Origin of the sequence: Mycobacterium sp. 1274756.6 (assembly GCF_001668625.1) — a bacterium.
Taxonomy (GTDB): domain Bacteria; phylum Actinomycetota; class Actinomycetes; order Mycobacteriales; family Mycobacteriaceae; genus Mycobacterium.
The window spans coordinates 76107-100797 of sequence record NZ_LZLJ01000060.1; the positions used below are offsets into that span (position 1 = coordinate 76107).

A 24691-nucleotide genomic window follows, 5' to 3' on the forward strand; every position below is an offset into this window, starting at 1 on the left:
ATCGACAGCAGGTTAGCGTTTGGTCTTCTCGAACCCCGAAGGTAACTCTCGCTGGCGGAGAGCTAGACGCCCTTGTCATTAAAACTTCGTTCCTAGACAGTCAAGACTCTGACGTTTTGAGTCCTTCCCTGAAGCATGCCAGCTGCACCGCGGCGCACTGCGCTCGCACCTCTGCAACCGTCGGTGACAGTTGGTATGCGTGCTGATGACAAAAGCCCGTCAGCTGGTGCCAGGCATCGATAAGGACCCCGCCGGCGGGTGTGGTGTCGAGGGATTTAAGTACCGCCAGCTTCGCTTTCGTCGTCCCCTCCACCGCCGCGACATCACACAGCAGTGCGCAGCGAACATCGATCAGCTCCTCCACCGCCTGACGTGCGAGGAATGCGGCCAGACGCGCCGAGTTGCCGACCGCCGCCTTGTTCGGGCGGTCGAGAAGCGCACCTGCGTGCGCGAGCAGTCGTTCGGCTGCGGTACTCACCGGTTCTCCACGATGTCGCGGACCGTGTTCCGCAGATCCGCGATAGTGCCGGCATCGAGCAAGGCGCCGTTGTGAACCCCCGAGGCGCAGATTGCCATTGTCGGAAAACGGTGGACACGGTACGACTTCCAGCCGGACAAATCCGCCGAGGAATCTCCGGTGAGGGCGAGCGCCACCCGCCTTTGAGTCGTCCTCGCCTCCTGCCACGCCGCCTCGGACTCGTGGTAGGCGGCGCCCGATTTGGCTCGGTCGCTGAAGAAACGTTGGTGCGCTGCGGCCTCGACCGCCATCCGGAATAGGCCAGGCGTCGCCCTCCGCTTGATCAGATCGTCCATGCCCTCATCGCGGATCACCGCTTCGGCATCGGCGACGTATCGGTCTGCCGGCAGGTCGTTCTCCTTCACCACAACGACAGACCCCTGCTCGCGAGTGACGTCGAGCAACTGCGCGGGCACCGAGCGAGCACGGATAGCCGCCGGCAGTCGATCGTCATGGGAGAAGACAATCACTTGACGGGTCTTCGCCAGCTCGACCAGCACGTCAAGAAACCCGCCGATCTTCGCCGGGTCCATCGCCTGGATCGGGTCATCAAGCACGATGAACCGAAACGGGCTCGCCGGAGTAGTCGCGCGTGGGATGAACAGTGCTAACGCGAGTGCGTGCAGCTCGCCCTGGCTCATCACCGATAGAGCTCCTGTAGGCACCCCGTCCACGGACCCATCGATGACCGCGCGACGACGGGTGGCCGATCCCTCCAAGGTGATGCCGCCGAGGTCGACGTTGCTCTCGTGCCGCATGCGGCCCCAAATCTGCTGGGCCTGGTCGACCATCGGGGCGAGACGGCGCTTCCGGAGCGTGTCGGAATTGGCGCGCAACCACGTCAACGCCGCTTTTACTGTGTTCAGACGATCGTCGTCTTTCCGCGCCGACCTCTCCAATTCAATCCACGATGCGATCGCCCCGGCGATCGGCGCCCAGGCGTCTTCCAACTCGGTGGCACGCTGGGCTGCCTCGTCCCGCAGCGCAGCCGCGGCTTCCGCCAGATCCGACGCGGCTACCTCGACGTGGGTCGGCAGATCGGACAGGTTGTCCGGCGCGGCCTGCGCCCTTGTTAATGCGTCATTGAAGACGGGCAGCGAGGCCAGGTCGATACCTTCGATCGGCTGCTGGCTCATGGTGGTTCCGAAGAAACCGTCAGCAGCCGAGCGAGCGCGCGCCAACCGTCGGGCCGCGACCTGGTGTTTGGCGGTGGTCACCTCGGACTCGTTGAGCCGTTCCTGTGCCGCCACCCGCCATGCGGCGTCGAATTGCCCGGTCTCGCAAACCGGGCACGGCCCGTCGCCGATGTCGGCATGCAGGTGCAGCGCCTCGCGCAACAGCAACGCGCGTGCCGCCATCGCCTTCACCGCGGAATCCGTCCCCGCCACATGGTCATCGATCGCTGCGCGCAGCTCATTCGCCACCTCGATGGCCTTCGCCAGGTTCGGGACGGCGAGCTCGGCCAGTCCCCGAAGTCGTGCGATGGCGCCCGCCTGGTCGGTGGTGGAGCCAAGCGTGGTCGCCGTGACCGCATCGAGGTCATAGGGCACACGGGCAGTGAGGTTTTTGACCTGCAAAGCACGCGGGTCGGCAGCGCGGTCCAGGGCGCGACGTAGCTGGGTCCGGCTGTCGTTGGCAGTCTTGCGTCGCGCACCCAGCTCCTTCTCGGCGTTTTTGAGCCGGGCGTCAGCGTCGGCGATCAAGTCGAGGCCGAGAAGGCGATTGAGCGCGTCGTATAGCGCTGACGGTGGATCCTCGAGTCGCCCGCCGAGCTCGTCGTACGACATGAGCGGGCGGTGTGTCTCCAACGCGTGATCCCAACCCAGCGCGGCGACCGGCGCACGTTTTTGCCCGCTGATCTGTGACCATCGTTGAGCGGCATCGAGCTCTGCACCTGCTTCCCAGTCGACGCCGACGGCGGCCGCGGAGCCGGCGCGGTCATCGTCGGGTTCCATGGCGAAGTCGATGGTGATCGCCGCCGGTTCACCCTCGTGGAGGTTGCGCCACGAGGCCTCCCAGTGTTTCGCCTTCTTGTTGGCCCACCGATAGCTGGAGCCGGTCAATGCGTACTCCAGCGCTTCGGCGAAGCTGGACTTTCCCGATCCGTTGCGGCCGCTAATCACCGTGATCCCGTAGTACGGGTTCAGCTCCAGGGTTGTGCGCGGGCCGATGCCGCGAAACCCCGACACTGTGATCGAACGCAGAAACGCGCGCAATGGTGCCGGGTCGTCGGTGGGCTCCGCCTCGGGGCGATTCGGTGCCGGAGCCTCGCCACCGAGCTGCTCGGCGAGTTCGTCGTCACCGTGCAGTGCCGCAACGACAAGGTAGGCAGCCTCTTCAGCCACTGCTTCGTCCGCGTCCAGGAGTTCCCAGACTTCCGGCTCGACCGAACCGCCAAGTTCTGCACCGTCCACCTTGACGCCCTTTCCCCGATGTACCGGCAGCTTTGCACACGGGTCCGACCAGCGGGGTGGCGCTCGGGTGTGTTGCCCTCGCTCATCCGCAACGCTGTCGGTGCAGGTCGGCATAATGCATTCATCCCCCACCCGGCGGCCAGACCCGACCCGAAAGCAAGTGATGACCTCCCCGGAGTCCCCGTTCTTTGACGTCCCGCGCGCCGAGTGGATCGCCTCCAACCGCTCAGCATTCGCCGTGTGGGACGCCTTTCCCGTCAACCCGGGCCACGCATTGGTCGTTTCACGCCGCCAGATCAGCGACTGGTGGGCGGCGACACTCGAAGAGCGCACCGACCTGATAAGCCTGGTCGACGAGGTGCGCGATCGCATTGCCGCACACCACCATCCGGATGGCTTCAACGTGGGATTCAATGCCGGAAGCGCCGCCGGCCAAACTGTCGATCATCTGCACATCCACGTTATCCCCCGCTACCTTGGCGACGTCGCCGATCCACGCGGCGGTGTGCGACATGTGATCCCCTCCCGCGGCAATTACCTGACCACGCCCACTGACACAGAGCAGAACCCGGCTCTGACATCGAGAACTCCACTGCTAGTTGATGGACAGGCGCGGGTGCTATTACCCGAGTTGGTGCGACACCTCGGCGACATCGACTACGACCGCGTTGACATCGTCGTCAGCTTCATCAAGATGTCGGGGCTGAATCTGCTGATCGGACGACTCCAGGACGCCCTGGACCGCGGCGTCCACGTGCGCATACTCACCACCGACTACCTGCACCTGACCGAACTGGCAGCACTTGCTCGGCTACACGACTTGACCGAAGACCACCCGGGCCGATTGAGTGTCCGCGTCTTTCACGATCCCGACACCAGCTTCCATCCCAAGGCGTATCAGTTCTACTCATCGCACGGCCGCGCCAAGGCCGCATTCGTGGGCAGCAGCAACCTGAGCAAAGCGGGCCTGGACGGCGGCATCGAATGGAATCTGCTCGTGGATGCCACAGATGAGTTGAAGCAGCGATTCCAGACGTTGTGGTGCGACCGGCGCAGCTTGACGCTGACCGACAAATTGATCGCCGCGTACCAACCGGCTCCCCCGTATGTTCCCGAGGTCGTCGAAATCATCGACCATCCCGAAGAGCTGCCGGAGCCTCGCCCAATCCAAGCCGAAGCACTCAAAGCGTTAACCCAGACCCGCGCCGAAGGTTTCGGGGCAGGGATGGTCACGATGGCAACCGGCTTGGGCAAGACCTGGCTGGCCGCCTTCGACGTCGCCCGTACCGAGGTGGGGCGGGCGCTGTTCGTCGCGCACCGTGAAGAGATCCTCAAGCAGAGCCGCGACGTATTCCGCCGGGTGATCCCGGACGCCTCGCTGGGCCTGTACTACGGCGGCGAAAAGCAGCCCGGTGCCGACATCGTGTTCGCCTCGGTGCAAACCCTCTCACGCAGCCTGGATGCCTTTCCAGCAGACGCCTTCGACTACGTCGTGGTCGACGAGTTTCATCACGCCGCGGCCGCGACCTACCGTCGCGTGCTCAACCACTTCACGCCGGATTTCTTGCTGGGGTTGACCGCAACGCCGGATCGGCTGGATGGCGCCGACCTGCTCGCCTTATGCGCTGACAACCTGGTGTTCGAATGTGACCTGGTCGAGGGCATACGGCGTCGCGAGCTAGTGCCGTTTCACTACTGGGGCGTGCCGGACCCGGTCGACTTCGAACCGATCCCCTGGCGCAACGGCAAGTTCGATCCGGCAGCGCTGGAAGCGGCCGTGGAGACCCAAGAGCGCGCGCAGTCGGCTTTCGACGAGTGGCAGTCGCGGCGGAGCACCCGCACGTTAGCGTTCTGCGTGTCCAAGCATCACGCGGACTTCATGAGCGAGTTCTTCGCCGCGCGCGGGGTTCGCTGCGCGTCGGTGCACAGCGGCGGCACGAGTGCACCGCGGCATGCGTCGATCGACGCGCTGCGGGAAGGAGAGCTTGAGGTTATCTTCGCCGTCGACCTGTTCAACGAGGGCCTCGACGTGCCGGATATCGATACCGTGCTGATGCTGCGACCCACCGAGTCGCCGGTGGTATTCCTGCAGCAGCTGGGCCGCGGCCTGCGGATCCTGGACGGCAAGGACGCGCTGACGGTGATCGACTTCATCGGCAACCATCGATCATTCCTGCTGAAACCGCGCACGTTGTTGACCTTTGGCCGCCGCGAGGCGCCGACGACGCTCCAGGTGTTGCAGGCACTCGAGGCGGGCGAGTTCGACCTGCCCGATGGCTGCTCGGTCGACTATGACCTCACCGTGGTGGAGATGCTGCGTGCGCTGTCGCGTACCACCGCCGGTGATGCGGTCGAGGATTACTGTCGCTCCTATCTGGCGGAAGAAGGGTTGCGGCCGACCGCGGCGCAAGCGTTTCGGGCCGGCCACGATCCAGCGATCGTGACAGTGAAGCACGGCAGTTGGTTCGCCTTCCTGCGCGCCACCGGCCTGCTGGACGAGCGGGAAGCAGCCGCCGTCGATGCGCACGGCGACACGCTGCGTGGATTTCAGATCGAGAGCATCACCAAGAGCTACAAGCTGGTGGCTATCCACGCGCTGTTACACGACGGTGCGCTTCGCACCGGAAGCGAGATTGCCCGCAACGCACACACCTCACGCGGGCTGCTGCTGGCCGATCCACGACTAGCCCGCGAAGTGCCCGCCACAGAGTTCCCCGACTTGGCCGGCGCGGCGGCCGACAAATGGACTCGGTACTGGCGCAAATGGCCGATCGCGCACCTCGCGGGCACCGGGTCGGGCGCCGCCCGACCAAACGCGTTGTTCCGCCTGGAAGGCGAGTGGATCGTGCCAACATTCGTCATAGACGACGAGCTCGGCGAGGTTTTCGACGCCATGGTCGCAGAGCTCATCGAGTACCGGCTGGCCAGTTACCTGCTCAACAAAGAGATGTCGGTTACCCGCTCCTGGACCTGCCGGTTGGCCTACGCAAACGGCCGTCCCATCATTCGCCTGGACCGCCGCCAACATCCGGATTTGCCGTCGGGCCACGTCTCGATCATCGCGGACGGCGTCGCCTACAACGCCTCGTTCGCCAAGGGCGCGATCGCCCTGGCCGCCCGGGAAGGCGTCGCCGGAAACGCGCTGCCGGGGCTGCTGCGCGGCTGGTTTGGTCCTTCGGCGGGTCATCCGGGAACGTCGCACAGCGTTGAGCTCGACCAGGTCGACGGCGGGTTCGTGTTGCGCGCCGGAGCCGCGGATTCTGCCCGGCTTGGCGTTGACCACGTGCCGCTGTTCAGCGACTACACCGTGGCGTGCGGGCCCGATGTAGCGACATCGTGGAGTGATCACGCCGCCACCGAGATCGCCATCAGGCGGCGGCAGGCCGATCAACAACTTGCACCGTCGCGTCACTTCGTGTGCTTCGCTCACGGGGATTCAATGGACGGCGGTGTGGATCCCATCCGGCACGGCGACCCGCTGCTGTTCGAGTGGATCACCGGCGGGTCAGCCCGTGACTACGTGGACCAACCGGTGCTGGTCGAAACGACCGGAAAAACAGGCGTCGCCGGCAGGCTCAAAATTCTGCGCCGGCAAGGCTCTGGCTATCTCTTGGAGTCGCCCAACCCCGCTGTGCCACCGATTGAGGGGCGCTCCGATATGCGACCTGTTGCCCGGCTGGTGTCCAAGCTGGACCAGCATGACGTCAACCCGCTGGCGTCGCAGGTCGGCGAGCAGTTCAAGAGGGGCGACGTTCCGGCGCTCTACGGTGACGTCTTCAACCCCGGTAACTGGCAGTCCGGGCATGTGTCGCTGCCACAGCATGCGATTCTCTTCGTCACGTTGGTGAAGCGTGCCGAGCGCACCCAGTACGTCGAACACTTCGAGGCTCCCGACATTTTCGTGTGGAGTTCGCAATCGTCCACAAAGCCGGAGGGCAAGAAGGGCCGGGAGATTCTCTACGCGCTGCAGACCGGCAAGTCGATCGAGTTGTGGATGCGCCGCAAATCCACCGACGGCGCGTTCACCTACCTAGGTCGGGTGGTGCCGCAAAGCCACGAGGGGTCACAGCCGATGCTGGTGACGTTCCGGCTGCTGACGCCGCTATCCGGTGAGTTGCAATCGCGGCTGGGGGTTCAGCTGCCGCCCGACGGGGCGACGGAATGACGCGGCAGGCTGCGTGCGTGATGGGGAGGACGTCATGGACCGCGACGAGCTGATTGATCGCTACCTCGCCGCGGCGCCGCACTCACGCAGCGAGGTTCTCATCCGACCCAGCCCGATTCCAGCGCAACCCGGCGTCTACGGGTGGTGGATTCGCCGGCTACCGGCCGCCATCGACGTCTCCCGCTGCGAACGTCATGGTGATCTGACGTTGCTCTACGCCGGCATCAGCCCCAGCCGGCCGCCTGCGAACGGAAAGCCAGCCAGCCGGCAGAACATACGGAAGCGGATTACGCAGCACTTCCGCGGGAATGCGAAAAGCTCGACCCTGCGCAAGACACTGGGTTGCCTGCTGGCCGACGAGCTCGGCATCGAGCTACGCCGCGTCGGATCGGGAACGCGACGCACCTTCGGCACCGGCGAGGCCGCACTCAGCCAATGGATGGCCGACAATGCGCTGGTCTCCTGGATCACGGTGGCGGAGCCGTGGGTGTTGGAGCGGGAGCTGTTTCACGCGTTGGACCTGCCGTTGAATCTTCAGGGCAACGGCCATAACCCGTTTCACGAAGTGCTTACCGGCATACGCGCCGCTGCCGAAGAGAGTGCGCGGGCGTTGCCGGTGGTTGACACCCCAGCCCGAGTCAGACACCGCTCAACCCGTGCCCGGATTGAGTAAGTTGGACTCCAACCCACCGCGAGACAAGGAGCATCCCCGGTGAAGGACGGCCGCTGGGTCACGATCGCCGACTCGCAGTTCGATCATGAAAAGGCGGGTCTAGAAGCCGTCAAGCAGATTCTGCCCGATGCTCCCCCGTTCCGCGCCTGGGCCAACTTCGAGTTCCGCGACAACCGCGGCCGCTGGCACGAGGTAGACCTGCTGGTGTTAGCCCGCGACACGCTGTACCTGATCGAGCTCAAGTACTACAGCGGCATCCTGCGCGGCAACGACCACGTCTGGCAGCGCGCCGGCCACCGCGCCGAGGACTCCCCGCTGCTGCTGGCACGCCGCAAAGCCCAATACTTCGCCTCGCTGCTCAAGGATGCGATGTACCAAGTCGGCGGCGTCGAGGCCAGACGGCGTGTGCCCTTCGTGCAGGAATTAGTCTTACTGCACCACCCGCACTTCAAATGTGAACTGTCGCCGACATCCGCGATCAACCTTTACGGCCTCGACGGCCACCGCAAAGCCACCAACCTGCCCGGAATCTCCGAGCGCCTCCTCGCGCCCGCCCACCATGAGCCCATCACCGAGCACAACAGCCAACTCATCGCCGGGCTGATGCGCAAGATCGGCCTGGCTCCCCGCCGCCAGCGCGAAATCGGCTCTTGGATTATCGACGAAGAACCCCTGTCCGACGGCGACGGCTGGCAAGACTGGCCGGCGTTTCACCACGCCAGCTCCATACCGGCACGCATCCGCTTCTACACCCTGTCGCCGGGCGCGCCCTCATCAGAGCAGCACGCCCGCACCCAAGCCGTCACCCACGAGTTTCAGCTCCTCAACCGGCTGCGCTACGACGGACTGCAAACCCCCATCGACCTGGTCCACGACGCCGAACTCGGCATCGGCCTGGTGTTCCCGCAACCCAAGGGCGACACCCCACTAGATTTATGGCTCACCGACCACAAGGACAACCTCACCCTGAAAGATCAACTCGACTTGGTCCAGGGCATCGCGGAGGTGCTGCACTACGCCCACCGACACCGCGTGGTGCACCGCAGCCTCAACCCGCGCGCCATCGCCATCCGCGAACGTGGCAACAACCTGGAACCCCAGGTCACCGACTGGGATAGCGCCGGGGTGCTACCCGCCAACCCCGACACCGCGGTCAGTCGCCTCTCGGCGGGGTCGCTGACACTGATGGCGGCCTCCCCCAGCGAAACCGCCCGGCTGTATGCCGCCCCGGAAGGCCAGCACCCCACCGATCCGGCCCGCATCGACGTTTTCGGGCTGGGTGCGCTGGCGTTCTACATCCTCACCGGCGGCAAAGCACCGGCCACCGAACCCGGCGAGTTGTTCGACCGGCTGCGCCGCGACCGCGGCCTGGATTTGGCTGCCGAGCTTCCGCAGGTGCGGAGCTGCCTGCGCCAACTGGTCCTCGACGCCACCGACCCCCGCCCGGATGAGCGCATCGGCGACATCGGCGAATTCCTCGACCGGCTGGCCGAAGCCCGCGACGACGTGCTGGGCAAAGCCACCGAAACCGACCCGCTGGAAGCCGGTCCCGGCGCGGAGCTGGCTGGCGGGCACTTCACCTACCAACGCCGGCTGGGTGCCGGTTCCACCGCGGTGGGCATCCTGGTCACCGATCACCAGGTCGGCGACGCGCAGCGGGTGCTCAAAGTGGCCAAGGACGGCGCGGCTGCCGAACGGCTCAACGCCGAAGCCGACATCCTGGGCCGGTTCGAAGCCGAAGAACGCATCGTCACCCTGCACGGAGTCGTCGACGTCGGAGGACGCACCGCGCTGCTGCTGCAGTACGCCGGGCGCGCCACGCTGGCCGAGGAACTCAACGCCCGCGGCCGGCTCTCGGTTGATGTACTGCAACGTTGGGGCACCGACCTCCTGGACGCCGTGTGCGCGTTGGAACGCAGCGGCGTGACTCATCGCGACATCAAACCCTCCAACCTCGGTGTGTACCAGCCGAATACCCGGGTGGATTCGCACCTGTTGATGTTTGACTTCTCGATGGCCGGGGTCGATCCCGGCGACATCCAAGCAGGCACACCGCCATACCTCGACCCGTTCCTGGGCACCGGTACCCGACGCCGCTACGACACCGCCGCCGAGCGCTACAGCGCCGCAGTGGTGCTCTTTGAGATGGCAACCGGGACCGTGCCCCAGTACGGTCCAGACCGTAACGCCAACCCGGCCACGGTTGACGACGACGTCACCGTCGATCAGTCGAGCTTCGAACCCGCGGTGGCCCAAAGCCTTGCCGACTTCTTCACCGCGGCGCTGTCGCGAGACGTGGCTAACCGCCCCGACACCGCCGAAGAGATGCTGCGTGCCTGGACGCGGGTGTTCGATGAGCTCGACAGGCCCGCCACCGAAACCACCGTGCAGGCAAGCGCCGCCGCCGCCGCCGAGGCTGCCGATGCCAGCACCCCCCTGGCCGCTGCCGGCTTGAGCCTGCGCGCAGTGTCGGCGTTGGAGTCCGCACAGGTGGCAACGGTCGGTGAGTTGCTGGCGCTGGACTCCACCCCGCTTAACCGGCTCGTGGCCCGGGAAGCCAAAGACACCCGAGCCGAGATCAAGGCCCGGTATCGGGCCTGGTCGAAGCGGCTCGGCAAGCAACGACCTGCGGCGGCGGCCGGACAGTTCATCAATCTCGATGATGCGGTGGCCCAACTGGTGGCGGCGGTGTCGACGCAACGCGGGTCGGCCACCCGCCGGCAGGCCGCTGAGCTGCTGTTGGGCATCACGCCCGGCCTGGATGCGTTCGCCAGCAGCACCGAGCTCGCCGAAAAACTCGGCAAAGCCCCGCAGCGCGGCACCCAGTTGATCAAGGAACTGCAGGATGACTGGTCGCAGCAGCCCGCCACCCGTGAGCTGCTCGACGCTATCGCCGAGGCCGCCCAGCGGGTGATCACTGATTTCGGTGGGGTGGCCGCGGTAGCGACACTGACCGATGAGATTCGCTCCCGGCTGGCCGAGCCCACCGCCACAACACTGAGCAGCAGCACGCACCAACGCGCCGAGCGAGCCGCCGGCGGGTTGTTGCGGGTCGGCCTGGACCGACTGACTGAGCACGAGATGCTGGAGGGCACCAAACGGCTGGTGCGCCGACGCCACGGCCGCCGCCTTGCCCTGCTGGCCACCGACGAGCTGCTACTCGCTGCCGCCGAATCAGCAGCCAAACGCGCCGACGAACTGGTATCGGCCGACCCCGAGGCGGTGATTCCAGCATCAACCGCGACACGCGAACTCGCCAGAGCATTCACCGCCGGGTATCGCGCCGTCAGCAGCACCGCGGCTAACGACAGCGCGGTAGCACTGCCAGCCGATTCCCGCCTGGTGCGCCTCGGTGCGGCAACAGCCAAACACGCCGGTGTATCCGGGCGCGGCGAGTTGCACAATCTTGAAATGTCCCCGACGACAGCGGTCGCGGTGGCGCTGCGTGGGCTGTCGCAGACCGAAACCCTGTCGCCGTCGCAGATTCGTGCGCGGGTGGCCGCACGCTTCCCGCAACTGGACAAGACGCCGACGCGCCCACAACTCGATGCGCTGCTGGAACGCACTGGCTTGCAGTTGACGTGGGACGACGCGGCTCAGGCCTACCGGTTTCGCCAGCAGCAGCCGGCCAGCGCCACCACCATGCACACCCGCCAACCCACCGCGGTGCCCCGTCCGCCAGCTACCGAGGTCGCATCTGCTGCGGCGCAGCGATCCCATCTGGTTGCTGCGCTGCGTCGCTCGGTCGATGAATGCGGCTTTCTGGTCATCGGTGTGCCGATCCCGCCGGACCGGCCCGGCGAGCATGAGCGGGTGGCTCATGAGTTGGCCGATGGCTACGACGGGCAGCTCATCGACGTCACCACTGAGTTGATCACCGCGATGCGCCAGTTGGCGGCCGAGCAGGGCGTGTCCTGGGATTTGGTACGCAGCGCCGACGCCGCCCAGCCGGGCAGCCGCGATGCCCGCGGACTACACGCAGTGATCGAGCGAGTGGTGCCGAAACTCTCGGCGCGACTGCTCGAGACGGTGTTCGACGGCCAACGCAGCGAGCGGCCGCTGATCTTGACCGAGGTGTCGCCACTAGCGCGCTACAACCATCTCGATGTGCTGGCCAAGCTCAGCGACCTGGCGGCGCCACGACGACGGCCGGTGTGGGTCGTGCTGCCGCAGTTGCGCGGCCAGACCGGGGCGCTGGTAGACCGCAAGCCGATTCAGTTGAGTTCGCCGAGTGGGCAGTTCGTGAGGTGGACGGTGAGTGCTGAGGCCGCGGCAGTCGAACACTGATGATCCAGCCACGACCCACCTGGTCACCCGATCGTGCGGCAACGCATGGATTCGGGTCGCGAGTTTCTAGTCCAGAGTCCCTAGCCTCACGCCGCTGTAGGATTCTGATCGCAGCAACACGAAGTGCCGAATGTTCTAATTTACATCGACACTTAGTTCAATGAACATAAGGGAACCGATGAGTGAACTTGTTAGAAACATTCGCGTCCAACGATTCAAAGGATTAAAGGACGTAGATTTGCCGCTCGGCACTGAACTGACTATACTCGTCGGGCCAAATAATTCGGGTAAAAGCAGTCTACTTCAGGCGATTCAATTTAGCGTATCGGTTGTCCAAAGCTTAGGCATGGACGGGATTGCGCGTTGGAACAACGAAAAGTTGACGGGGACGCTCTCGACAGATCAATTAGTGTACACCCCGCTGCGGGACATCCAGATGCTTGCGCACGGCGGGACGCTCCGACAAAATAAAGAAACAGCGATTATCGTCGCAATAAACTCCGATATTGGATCAACCGAAATATCGGTCAGCCGAGGAAAGAATAAAAACATATCAATTCAGTGCACAGGGAAGATGCTCGGACAGCGTTTAAAACAACTAAATAATCCCTTCAGCGTTATCGCCCCAGGCCTCGCGGGGATTCCTTCATACGAAGAATTCAAGTCTGAAGGGATTGTTCGGCGTGCAGCAGCACGCGGAGACGCAAACAACGTCTTTCGAAATGTTCTATGGATTCTGCGTAATGATCCCCATGGATGGGACTGGTTTCAACGCCGGCTCCATGATGTTTTCCCTGATGTCGATATTGATGTAATTTTTGATGCTGCTAACGATGAACATATCCGTGCCACAATCACACGTTCCGGAGCTATCCTGCCGATCGACGCCAGCGGAACTGGGGTTCTTCAGTTAGCCCAGGTTCTGGCCTATATTGGTGTCTACTCTCCTCAGCTTCTGATTCTGGACGAACCCGACGCGCACCTTCACCCTGATAATCAGCGAAAGCTAGTCCGACTCTTACATGATGTTGCCCGTGAAGGCCACGTCCAGGTGCTCATATCAACACACTCTCGACACATGCTCGACGCTGCTATCCCGACTGGCGCTACAGTTCACTGGGTACACTCCGGTCATATCTCCGATGCGCCCTTTGATGTAGTAAGTTCTTTGATGAACCTGGGCGCATTAGATGTCGGAGATCGACTGCGTCATGGCGATATTGGCACAGTAGTATTAACGGAAGACTCGAGGCTAGAACCAATTAGAGCTTTGCTCGCAGCTAATGGATTAACTGAACCCGAAATAGACATTTGGAGTTATGGCTCATGTACTAAAATTGACGCCGCAACTGCACTCGGACGCTTCATCTCCGAACATGCCCCAGGGACTAATATTTTGGTACACCGCGACCGGGATTATCTGTCCGATGATGACCTAAATGCAGTAATACAAAAAATATCGAATGTTGGATTATCGATGTTCACAACGCCCGGGACTGACATTGAATCTTATTTCTTGCAACAAGACCATATATTAAATATTTATTCAGATATTGATTCAGATGAAATGATCAGTCTGATTCGCCAGGCAACCGAAGATACAAGGAACGACTCCCTAGAGAGGCTGATCAACGCGAGAGTCGAGAATGCCCATCGTAATCGAAAAAATGGACAGAAGCCACCCAATACGGGAAAAATCGCGACGCAAGCTCAGATCGATCTTGATGAACATCCGGAGCGTTATCGCCATGGAAAGAGCGTTTTAAGGCGATTTAATGCGCTCGTACAGGAGCGCCTTGGACGCGTTCGAAATATTTTTACAACATCAAACTCGCTAAAGTTTGTCGGCTACACAGATGCGCGTGACAATTCAATTGCGTGATACGCAAAACGACAAAGAAATCAAAACCATGACTACGTACTCGTCACCGGTCAGTGACGTTCGAGGTGTCAGCTGGGCTGCATCGCGGATACGGCGACGCGCCTCGGCGTAGCTGATGCGGAGCCGGTCGGCGATCGCCTTGTGCGGCATATCGCCAAGCCGATCTGCGCCCTCGGCGGCGATGCTGTTCGCGACACGGTGGCTGATGGCAACTTGGCGTCGCAGCGCCGTCTCCAACTTCTCCAAAACGTCTAGCCGGGCCGCTGGGGTCAGCGCCGCGATGTCGAGGTCAGCAAGCTCGGCGACTGCGGTGTCGAGTGCACCGAGTTCACTGGTCGCCACCGAATCCATACATCGAACAATAGTGGCGCTCCTAGAGTTTTAGTCGGCGCCTTCTTGCTGTTCAGCGAAATTTCCTGTTGAGGTTCAACTACTTCGGTGTTTCGTCGGGGTAATTGAGGGACGCGCACGCGGTGTGCCTCTAGGTTTCGGGGTTACCACACCAACCTCAACCGCAAGGAACGATCCGCGTGCGCGTCAGTACTGCATTTAACCGTCTTCTGCAGATCCCCGGGGCCACGGTCACCGATGTCGTCATCGACGCCGGTGAGAGAGCGTGTCAAGTTTTCTGTGTAAGTCGTCTGCCTGGATAGTTCGGTTGTGGTGCTTATAGGTACGGCTCGATGCGGTCTGGGTAGACCAGCGTGAGCTGTTCGAGGGGCTTCTTCCAGTTGGTGACCACCTGGCCTTCCACGAGTCGTCCGGGGGCTGTTCGGCAACGTTTCTGGCCGCGTTCCTTGGCCCGCTCAGCGGCTCGTTTGTCCTCGATGTTGCAGATCGTCAGCCACAGCAACTTCACCACGGCGGCGTCGTTAGGGAACTGACCGCGAGTTTTGATGACTTTGCGCATCTGGTAGTTCAGCGACTCGATGGAGTTCGTCGTGTAGATCACCCGTCGCAGTTCCGGCGGGAACGCCAAAAACGGAATGAACTGCTGCCAGGATCGATCGAAAGCCCTGGTCACCGTCGGGTTCTTGGAGCCCAATTCCGATGCGGCGAAAGCATCGAGCTCGGCGCGAGCAGCTTCAGCGTCAACCGCGGTGTAGACCGGTTTGAGGGCGTTAGCCACGGCCTTGCGGTCGCTGTAGGAGACGAACCGCAGCGCGTTGCGGATCAGGTGCACCACGCACGTTTGCACGGTGGCTTGTGACCAGGTGGCCGCGATCGCCTCGGGGAAGCCGGTCAACCCGTCGCAGCAGACGATCAGCACATCGCGGATCCCGCGGTTGGCCAGGTCAGCACAGACCGACGCCCAAAACGCCGCGCCTTCGTTGTTTTGAACCCAGATGCCCAGGACGTGCTTGATCCCGGCCATATCGACCCCTACGGCGATGTGAGCGGCCTTGTTGCGGGTGTGGCCGCCGTCTTTGACCTTCACGATCATCGCGTCGAGGTAGATCACCGGATACAGCGGCTCCAGCGGCCGGCGCTGCCAGGCAAGGACCTCATCGGAGATCTCGTCGACGATCTTGGAGATCGTCTCATGTGAGACTTCGGTGCCGATCGTGGACGCCAGGTGAAATTGAATATCCCGCAACGTCATTCCGCCGGCATAAAGCGAGATGATCATGTCGTCGAGGCCCCCGATGCGGCGTTGGCCCTTGGGCACCAGGCGCGGGGTGAACGAACCATCCCGATCTCGAGGTACCTCCAAAGGCACCGGGCCCGCCTCTGTCAGCACCGTCTTGGGCGAAGAGCCGTTACGGGCATTGGGCAGCTCCCGCCCGATCGGATCACCCTTCTCATATCCCAGGTGATCCGTCAGCTCGGCCGTCAGCCCCCGCTCCAAGGCGAGCTTGATCAGGCCGGGCAACAAGCCGCCCTCACCAGTCAGGGCAACCTCACCAGTATCAATCTGAGCCAGCAGTTCATCCACTGCGCCAGAGGCCCGAAGCGCCTCGGCCATCTCCACCGTGGAACCAGCCTCAACCAGCTGCGGATCCACATCCTTGTCTGTCGTCACGTCCTGAGATCCTTCCGTTTCCCGGACCTACACAGACCATCTGACACCCCCCGGTGAGATCGAAGTCAGCCTCCGACCCAAGGCTCGGCTGCTGCGCTGCCCGTGCGGCAAACGCTCCCGCTCGCTTTATGACCGACGCCGCCGGCGGTGGCGCCATCTAGATCTTTCCCGTGCCCGACTGTGGCTGGTCTACGACATCCGCCGCATCGATTGCCCCAACTGCGGGGTGACCACCGAGGAATTACCCTGGGCCCGGCCCGGCGCCCGCCATACACGCGACTTCGAGGACATGGTGCTATGGCTGGCCCAACGCACCGACCGCACCTCGGTGGCCACGTTGATGCGCTGCGCCTGGGAAACCGTCACTGCAATCATCAACCGCGGCGTGGCCGAGCTGCTTGACCAGCGCCGCCTACAGACGCTCTACCGCATCGGGGTCGATGAGATCTGCTACCGCCATCCCCACCGGTACCTGACCATCGTCGGCGATCACGACAACGGCACCGTCGTCGACATCCAGCCCGGGCGCAGCGAGCAATCTCTGACCAACTTCTATGCCACCCAAACCGATTCAGCGCTCGCCCAGATCGAAGCGGTCAGCATGGACGTCTCCCGCGCCTACACCAGTGCCACCACCGCAGCGGTCCCACACGCGGTCATCTGCTACGACGGTTTCCACATCATGCAATGGGTCAACCGCGCTCTTGACCGCGTCTTCGCCGAATCGATTCGCCTCCCCGGGCACGCCACAGCCGATTGGAGAGCCGCCCGCTGGGCGCTGCGCACCGGCGAAGACAAGCTCACCGACGACAAACGCGCCCTAATCAATCAGATCGCACGTTCCAACCGTCGTATAGGCCGTGCCTGGACGCTTAAAGAACAAGCGCGTGACCTCTATCGCTACGACCACGAACCCGGCGCCGCCCGCAGACTGCTCAAAGCCTGGATCACCGCGGCCAAGCGTTCCCGCATCCCCGCCTTCGTCGCGCTGGGCAAACGCTTTGAGGTCTACTTCGACCCCATCTTGGCGGCCATCGAACTTCGCATCTCCAACGCCCTCATCGAAGGCATCAACAGCAAGATCCGCCTCATCAACGCCCGCGGCTACGGACACCACTCCGCACAAACCCTGACCTCAATGATCTACCTCTGCCTAGGAGGACTGCAGGTCACACTCCCCACAAGAACCTGAGGAGCCGCACAATAGTTCGAACACCTGTCGAGAATCCGACACTGGCCGTTCGAGACCAGGGGTTATTCACAGTCCGAGATTGCTCCACAGGCTGCCGGTCGCGGGCGGCGTGGTTTCGGCGCACGCGCCCCGATCAACGTCGGTCACGCCAAGTGTCTGCGTTGATCGGTAAGTTCGTCGCAAACTGTCAAGTCAGGTAACCGCCGGGCCAGTCGGCCTCGGCGAGTCAGCCGAGCGAACCAACGAGGAGTGCATGGTGGCGCAGTGGACCGGCGATGACCTGGTAGCAGCGCTGCGGCGGCTGGTCGGTGATGTGGAGGCCGATCTGCGTGCCCGGGTCGATGGCGTCGACGCCGATACCCGTGACGCAGGGGTGCTGGAGGCATGGCGGGCCGACTACGACGCCGCAGTGGCCGCCGAGCGGAGCGCGGCCTCCTGGCAGGCGTGGCGTGACGAGCGGGTGACCCAGGCTGCGGTGGCGTGGGTGTTGCTGACGGTGTTCGCCCGCTACTGCGAAGACAACGCCTTGGTCTCCCCTCGTTGGATCGCCGGCGCCAACGCTGATGAGCGCGGCCAGGCGCTAGATGCGCGCCGCGCCTATTTTCAGGACCACCCCGAGCACACCGACCGGGAGTGGCTGGGCCAGATCATCGAGCATTTCGACGGCTACCCTGCCACCGCCGGGCTGGTCGATGCCTACTCACCGCTGCATTTGGTCGCCCCGTCCGGGGATGCGGCGCGGGCGGTGTTGGAGTTCTGGTGGCAACAAGACGACGACGGCAACCCCCGCTACAGCTTCGCCGGTGTTGACACCCGTTTCCTCGGCGACATCTACCAAGACCTCTCCGAGCACGCCAAGAAAACCTACGCGCTGCTGCAGACCCCGGAGTTCGTCGAAGAGTTCATCCTCGACCAGACGATGGAGCCCGCCCTGGCTGACCGGCCGCTGGCTGGGTTCACCGTGATCGACCCGACCTGCGGATCCGGGCACTTCCTACTCGGGGCTTTTCACCGGCTCCACGCCCGCTGGCAAGCACACGCTCCCGGGCTGGGTGCACGCGAGTTGGTGGCCAAGGCCCTGGATGGGGTGTACGGGGTGGACGTCAACCCCTTCGCAGTCGCGATCGCCCGCTTCCGGCTGATGGTAGCGGCCCTGCACGCGGCAGGTGACACCAGCATCGAGCAACGCATCGGCTACAAGCCGCACCTTGCAGCCGGCGACAGCTTGTTGTGGGGGGCGCCGCAGCAGCTGCTGCCTGAAGACCTGTTGGCAGGACCACGGGTGCGTGCCCATAGAACCGAAGACGCCACTGTACTGACCGCGATATTGCAGCGCGAGCACGATGTGGTGGTGGGCAACCCGCCGTACATCACCGTCAAAGATGCCGCTCTCAACGCCACCTACCGCACCCTGTACAGCTCGTGTCACCGGCAGTACGCGCTGACGGTGCCGTTCATGGAACTGTTCTACCGGCTGGCCCACCCGGCTGATGGTGAGCGGCCGGCGGGCTGGGTCGGCCAGATCACCTCGAACTCTTTCATGAAACGCGAATTCGGATTGAAGTTGATTGAGCAGTTCTTGCCGACGGTCGATCTGCGGACGGTCGTCGACACTTCCGGCGCGTATATCCCCGGACATGGGACTCCGACGATGATTCTGGTTGGGCGGAATAGAGCGCCGTCGGGTGAGACCCTGCGGGCAGTGCTGGGGGTTCGCGGGGAACCTGGTCGGCCGGACAACCCGACGAAGGGGCTGGTGTGGGTCAGCATTGTCGATCACATTGACGAGCCAGGATTTGAAAACGATTACATCGGCGTAGCCGATCTACCGCGTACTAACCTCAATGCGCACCCGTGGAGCCTCAGCGGTGGCGGAGCAGTAGAACTCATCAATCGTGTCGAAGCCCAAGGTAGCGATCGCTTAGTCGACCATGTGTGCCGTATTGGTTTCCAGGCGATGAGTCATGCCGATGAGGAGTTCACTCGACCGTTGGCGTGGAAGACACGATACAAGTGCGACAGCGCTTTCTGGCCACCTCTGGGCGTCGGTACAAATGTACGTGACTACAGCGTCAAGTTCCCCGACGTTACGTGGTTTCCCTATACAGAAGGCCACCTCATCGACGGGGTATCGGCAGAACATGCTGCAACTGCGCTGTGGGCATATCGAGCAAGCCTCGAATCGCGTGCTACGTTCGGCGGACAGACATATCGATCGGCCGGGCGCCGCTGGTACGAGTGGCATCAAGTACCTGAGGACCGAGGCACATCAACATTGTCCATCGGATTTCCATCTATCGCTACGCATAACCATTTCGTGCTGAATTCCGGTGAGCAAGTGTTCAAGCAGTCGGCGCCGGTAATCAAACTGGCGGCCAGCGCGACGGTGGAAGATCATCTGCGGTTGTTGAGCGTGTTGAATTCATCCGTAGCCTGCTTCTGGCTCAAACAACACAGTCAGAAGAAGGGGGGCGGTGGTCATGGCGGCGGGTCAGCGGCCAACGCCTGGTCCCACACTTACGATTTCAACGGGACTACTCTCAAAGATTTCCCTCTCCCCGCCACCACACCCGCCGAGCGCGCCGAGCTACTCGACAACCTCGCCCACGAGCTGCAGCACCAGTCGCCCGCCGAGGTGGTAGCCCGTCAGGTGCCCACTGCCGCCGTCCTGGAAGCCGCCCGCACCGAGACGGAGCGGTTGCGCGGGTTGATGATCGCCCATCAGGAAGAACTCGACTGGGACTACTACCGCATCTACGGGCTGATCGACGAAGACCTCACCTACTCCGGCGAGCTACCCGCGATCACATCGTCCGAGCGGGTGTTCGCCATTGTGCTAGGCCGAAAACTCGCGGCCGGCGAGTCAGACACCACCTGGTTCACCCACCACAACCACCGTTTCACCCCGCACACGGACATCCCCGCGCACCTGCCGGCTGACTACCGCGAGCTGCTACAGCGCCGCCTGGACGTCATCGCCACCAACAAGCACATCCGGCTGCTGGAGCGCCCCGAGTACAAGCGCCGCTGGTCAACCGAACCGTGGGACAAACAAGTCACCGCCGCGCTGCGCCAGTGGCTGCTCGACCGGGTGGAAAACCGCGAGCTGTGGTCCGACCGCGACGGCCGGCCCACTCCGCAGTCGGTGGCGCAGTTGGCTGATCGGCTTGACCGCGGTGAGGACTTCCGCAAAACCCTGCGGCTGTGGGCCGGTGATGCCAGTGCGGCGACCGGCACCGCGCTGGCGAAGCTGCTGGCCGATGAGGCGGTGCCGTTCCTGGCGGCCTACCGCTACAAGCCGGCCGGGCTGGATAAGCGCGCCGTCTGGGAGCACACCTGGGCGTTGCAGCGCCGCGAAGACGCCGGTGAAAAACTCGACACTCCGATCCCGGTGCCCCCGAAATACAAGTCCAGCGACTTCACCAAAACCGCCTATTGGTCGCATCGCGGCAAACTCGATGTGCCCAAAGAACGATTCATCTCCTACCCCAATGCCGGACGGGACAGCGACCCCACCGGGCTACTCGGCTGGGCCGGCTGGGACCACGCCCAGCAAGCCCTCGCGTTAGCCGGGCTGATCAGTACCCGCATTGATGAAGGCTGGGACACCGCAAAACTGGTTCCGCTGCTGGCCGGGCTACACGAACTGGCACCCTGGGTACACCAGTGGCACCACCAGATCGACCCCGACTACGGCGAATCCGTAGCCGACGTCATCGACGCCGAACTCACCGCACGCCTAGCCGAACACCACCTGACCGTCACCGACTTGACCACCTGGCGGCCCGAACCGACCCGACGCGGACGAAGGAGTAAAACATGAGCACGTTGCTGCGCGATGTCATCGACATCCCGGAGCGGGTCGGCGCCGACGACTACGTGCTGCGGCTCACCGACTCCACCGACGACGACGCCCACATCCGAGCCACGCTCGACGAGTACGTGCTTACCGAGTCGCTGACCGAGAATTTCACCCAAGCAATGGATCTGGTGGCCGATGCGCTCAACCGCAACACATCACGGGCGGCGTATCTCACCGGTTCGTTCGGCTCCGGTAAGAGCCACTACATGGCGGTGCTCTACGCGCTGCTCGGTAACCACCCCGCCGCGCGCACCGCGAAGTTCACCGAGCTCACCGGCTACTACGACGGGCAGCTAGCCGGCAAGAAGATTCTGCGACTCACCTACCATCTACTCGGTGCCAAAAGCCTTGAGCAGGCGATTCTGAGCGGCTACGTCGATCAGATCAAACGGCTGCATCCCGAGGCGCAACTGCCCGCAGTGCACGTCTCGGATGCGCTGCTCGATGACGCCGAGAACTGGCGCGCCCGGATGGGCGACGACGAATTCCTCGCTGGATTGGGAGCGGGTTCCGGTGCCGGCTCAGGCGCAGGTCCCGCTGACGGCTTGCGTGGTGACGACGGCGGCTGGGGTGGGCTGCTCGGCGCGGGCTGGGACCTGCCCCGCTATCAAGCTGCACGCACCGCAGCACCGGAAGACCCGGAACGTCGGGAACTGGTCTCAGCACTCGTCGGCAGCTACTTCGGGTCGTTCGTGGAGACCGCCGACTACATCGACCTAGACCGTGGCCTGGTGGTGATCTCCGAACACGCCAAGGACCTCGGCTACGACGCGGTGGTGCTGTTCCTCGATGAGCTGGTGTTGTGGTTGGCGTTCTCGATGCGCGACACCGAGTTCTTCTCCCGCGAGTCGCAGAAGATCACCAAACTGGTCGAATCGGCCGGGCGGCACCGGGCGATCCCGCTGCTGTCGTTTATTGCTCGGCAGATGGATCTGCGCAAATGGTTTGCCGACGCCGGGGCGTCGGGCGCTGAGCAGGATGCACTGGATCGGGCGTTTCAGTACCAGCAGGCGCGGTTCGCCGAGATCGCCCTGGGTGACAGCAATCTTGCCCAGGTCGCTAAGGCTCGGCTACTCAAAGCTAAAGACACCGCCGCGCAGGAAATCCTGGACAAAGCCTTCGCGGAGCTGACCCGCACCACCGAGGTGTGGGATGTGCTGCGTGACAGTCTCAACGTCGACGAGAAACATCGCGGCGCCTCCGAGGCCGAGTTCCGACTGACCTATCCGTTCTCCCCGGTGCTGGTGTCCACGCTGCGCAACCTGTCGTCGGTGATGCAGCGCGAACGTACCGCGCTGAAGGTGATGCAACGCATGTTGGTGGATCGCCGCGACACCCTCACCGTCGATGATCTAATCCCGGTCGGTGATGCCTTCGACTACATCGTCGAGGGCGGCGAACCGATTGACTCGCACGCCGGGGCGATGTTTAAGGCCGCCAATGACCTCTACACCAACCGGCTGCTGCCTGCGCTGCTGGAAAAACACTCGGTCAGCCGCGACCAGCTCACCGAGGACCCGACATCGGTGCCGTCGGGCTTCCGCGCGCAGGAGCGCATCGCGAAAACGCTGCTGCTCTCCGCGATCGCTCCCAACGTGCCGGCCCTGCGCGACATCACCGCCTCGCGGCTGGCTGCGCTGAACCACGGCTCGATCAAAACGATGGTCGCCGGGGGCGAGGCCCGCGTCGTGCTTGGCGTGGTCCGAGAGTGGGCGTCCAAAGAGGTTCCGGAGATCACCGTCTCCGAGGGCGCCAATCCCGTAATCCGAGTTCAACTGGCCGACGTCGACTACCAGTCGATCCTGGACCGGGTGCGCGGTGAAGACAACGCCGGGCGTCGCCGCGTGTTGCTGCGTACCCTGATCCACCAGGCACTCGGAGTCACCGACGGACGCGACGACCTGACCGGGGCGGTGGCCCGCACCGTGACTTGGCGAGGTTCGCGTCGCGAGGTTGACGTGGTATTCGGCAACGTCCGCGATGCCACGTCGCTACCCGAGCAGTCCTTCGACAACCGGCCCGGCACCTTCCGGGTGGTGGTCGACTACCCGTTCGATGAGGCCGGGCACACCAGTGCTGATGACATCAGCCGGATCGACCGGCTGCTGGCCAGCGGTGACCGGCACACCATCGTGTGGTTACCGCGGTTTTTCACCGAGGCCGCCAACGACGATCTGGCGCTGCTGGTGAAGTTGGATTGGCTGTTCACCGGCAGCGGTGACCGGTGGAAAGAGAACTCCAACCACCTTTCGGCCACCGATCAGGCCCAAGCTCGCGGCATCCTGGAGAACCTGCTGCGGGGCACTATGACCAGCTTTCAAAACATGCTTAAACAGGCCTACGGCATCGAGCGGGCCGACCCGAAGCACATCGTGGCCGATTCCGAACAGTTCGAGGTGCTGACGTCGCTCAGCCGCGATTTCACTCCGTCGCTGCCACCGGCGGCCAGCCTGGAAGACGCCTTCCTGAGCGTGATCGACCAGGCGTTCTCGGCGATCTACCCGGCCCATCCGAAGTTCGAACCGTCAGAGGACGAAGTCACCGCCCGCAATTTCGAAACGCTGCGCGAGTACGTCGAAAAAGCCACCGCCCACCGCGACGGACGGGTGCCCACCAGCCCCGGAACGGACCGCAAGACGGTGCGCCGCATCGCCGGGCCTCTTCGGGTAGGTAAGGCCACCGAAGACCACTACCTGTTCGCCGAGGATTCGTTCGCCTACTGGGCCGGTGAACTTGACCGAACCGCCGCAACCACCGACCCGGTGACGGTCGGGGCGCTGCAGGACCACATCGATGCCATCACCCCGGCGTGGGGGCTACGCCCCGAGGCACGGGATCTGGTGATCAGCGCCTGGGCGTTGCTGCGCAAACGTGCTTGGTTTGAGGCCGGCAGTGCTGCGGCAGCCCCGGCGTTAGGCCGGATGCGTCCCAACATCGAGCTGCGTGCCGAGGAGCTGCCAGACCAGCAAGCCTGGGATACTGCCCGAGCCAACGCAGCCAAGCTGTTCGGCTACACCAGCCCCCGGACCTATTTGACTGGAGCCAATGTGGCCGAGTTCGCCACCGAGGTGCGTGCGCTGGCCAACGCCAGCATCAGTGACTTGGGTTCGCTGATCACCGAGTTGGAGTCTGCGCATCACCGGTTGGCTGCCGAGCCCGGCGATGACGACCGGCTCGGTATCGCCCGCGCATTGCACAGCTTCGTAGAGAAGCTGTATGCGACGTCGGGCAATGTGGCCGTTATCAACGCGATGGCCGACGTGACGTTGCCGGTGGCCGTGCAGACCGCTGGGACGATCCGAAACGACGCTGCCGCCGATGCCCGGTCGCTACGGAATTTTCAGTGGAGGCTGCTGTCGAACCTGCGAGAAGGGGCAGAGCGCTCTGGTGCGTCCGGTGACGATGCGCGCAGCATTTGGCGATCGCTGCAGGGCGCGATTTCCGTGCCGGGCCGTAACCTCAGCGATGAGCTTGCCGCCGGGCTGAATAGGGTCGTCGAGTGGGTTGCGTCGGGCAAACCCGGCCCGCCGCCGAAGCCCAAGGGCCCGTCCGGAAGTGTTGTGCTGTCCAGGCCGACCGACCTCACTGAATTGAAGGATTCGCTATCGCAGGCCAGCATTGAACCCGGCCAGCAGGTCCACGTGCACTGGTGGGTCGAGTGAGCACCCCAAGCGCC

General features: G+C 63.5%; 10 protein-coding genes and 1 pseudogene. 7 read left to right on the forward strand and 4 right to left on the reverse strand.

Features of this window, described 5'->3' with window-relative positions; all coding sequences use genetic code 11:
• Window positions 1-100: 100 nt before the first annotated feature.
• The gene (locus tag A5643_RS17705) at window positions 101-478 is read right to left on the reverse strand and encodes a hypothetical protein (RefSeq protein WP_082948814.1); all 378 of its coding nucleotides are present in this window, start codon (window positions 476-478) and stop codon (window positions 101-103) included.
• Window positions 475-2931 carry an AAA family ATPase gene (locus tag A5643_RS08065; protein WP_066853719.1) on the reverse strand — a complete coding sequence of 819 codons (2457 nt, stop codon included), beginning with the start codon at window positions 2929-2931 and terminating at the stop codon, window positions 475-477. Before A5643_RS08065 ends, A5643_RS17705 begins: the two co-directional genes overlap by 4 nt.
• Before the next feature lie 163 nt (window positions 2932-3094).
• Between A5643_RS08065 and A5643_RS08070 the strand changes: the two genes are divergently transcribed.
• The 4 genes from A5643_RS08070 to A5643_RS17710 all read left to right on the forward strand — a co-directional run bounded on the left by A5643_RS08070 (window position 3095) and on the right by A5643_RS17710 (window position 13938).
• Complete coding sequence (locus tag A5643_RS08070) at window positions 3095-7096, forward strand: DUF3427 domain-containing protein (protein WP_066853721.1); 4002 nt, start codon at window positions 3095-3097, stop codon at window positions 7094-7096.
• Between the two features lie 34 nt (window positions 7097-7130).
• Window positions 7131-7769, forward strand: a complete 639-nt coding sequence (locus A5643_RS08075; RefSeq protein ID WP_066853863.1) for a GIY-YIG nuclease family protein — start codon at window positions 7131-7133, stop codon at window positions 7767-7769.
• Window positions 7770-7808: 39 nt separating this feature from the next.
• On the forward strand, window positions 7809-12056 hold the full coding sequence (pglW, locus tag A5643_RS08080) for a BREX system serine/threonine kinase PglW (protein WP_066853723.1): 4248 nt from the start codon (window positions 7809-7811) through the stop codon (window positions 12054-12056).
• Between the two features lie 178 nt (window positions 12057-12234).
• Window positions 12235-13938, forward strand: coding sequence for an AAA family ATPase (locus tag A5643_RS17710; protein ID WP_082948830.1), 1704 nt, complete (start codon window positions 12235-12237; stop codon window positions 13936-13938).
• Here the strand turns inward: A5643_RS17710 and A5643_RS08085 are convergent.
• Window positions 13927-14289 (reverse strand): DUF222 domain-containing protein, encoded by a 363-nt coding sequence (locus A5643_RS08085; protein ID WP_066853725.1) that lies wholly within the window; start codon window positions 14287-14289, stop codon window positions 13927-13929. The two genes, A5643_RS17710 and A5643_RS08085, sit on opposite strands and share 12 nt — an antisense overlap.
• Before the next feature lie 316 nt (window positions 14290-14605).
• Window positions 14606-15961: an IS256 family transposase gene (locus tag A5643_RS08090; protein WP_066853727.1), complete on the reverse strand. Its 1356-nt coding sequence runs from the start codon at window positions 15959-15961 to the stop codon at window positions 14606-14608.
• Between the two features lie 55 nt (window positions 15962-16016).
• Here A5643_RS08090 and A5643_RS08095 point away from each other — a divergent pair.
• From A5643_RS08095 to A5643_RS08105, 3 genes and pseudogenes are all read left to right on the forward strand, one after another.
• Window positions 16017-17153, forward strand: a pseudogene (locus A5643_RS08095) (ISL3 family transposase); the annotation flags it as partial.
• A 253-nt stretch (window positions 17154-17406) separates the two neighbouring features.
• Complete coding sequence (gene pglX, locus A5643_RS17715; RefSeq protein ID WP_082948815.1) at window positions 17407-20976, forward strand: BREX-2 system adenine-specific DNA-methyltransferase PglX; 3570 nt, start codon at window positions 17407-17409, stop codon at window positions 20974-20976.
• Entirely contained in the window at window positions 20973-24677 is a 3705-nt protein-coding gene (locus A5643_RS08105; RefSeq protein ID WP_066853731.1) for a DUF6079 family protein, read from the forward strand. Before pglX ends, A5643_RS08105 begins: the two co-directional genes overlap by 4 nt.
• The last annotated feature ends 14 nt before the right edge of the window (window positions 24678-24691 follow it).

Excerpts from the sequence above, each read along its gene's own strand:
- A5643_RS08070 (WP_066853721.1), top strand. The coding sequence starts at position 3,095 with ATGACCTCCCCGGAGTCCCCGTTCTTTGACGTCCCGCGCGCCGAGTGG.
- A5643_RS08075 (WP_066853863.1), top strand. The coding sequence starts at position 7,131 with ATGGACCGCGACGAGCTGATTGATCGCTACCTCGCCGCGGCGCCGCAC.
- A5643_RS17710 (WP_082948830.1), top strand. The coding sequence starts at position 12,235 with ATGAGTGAACTTGTTAGAAACATTCGCGTCCAACGATTCAAAGGATTA.
- A5643_RS08085 (WP_066853725.1), bottom strand. The coding sequence starts at position 14,289 with ATGGATTCGGTGGCGACCAGTGAACTCGGTGCACTCGACACCGCAGTC.
- pglX (WP_082948815.1), top strand. The coding sequence starts at position 17,407 with ATGGTGGCGCAGTGGACCGGCGATGACCTGGTAGCAGCGCTGCGGCGG.
- A5643_RS08105 (WP_066853731.1), top strand. The coding sequence starts at position 20,973 with ATGAGCACGTTGCTGCGCGATGTCATCGACATCCCGGAGCGGGTCGGC.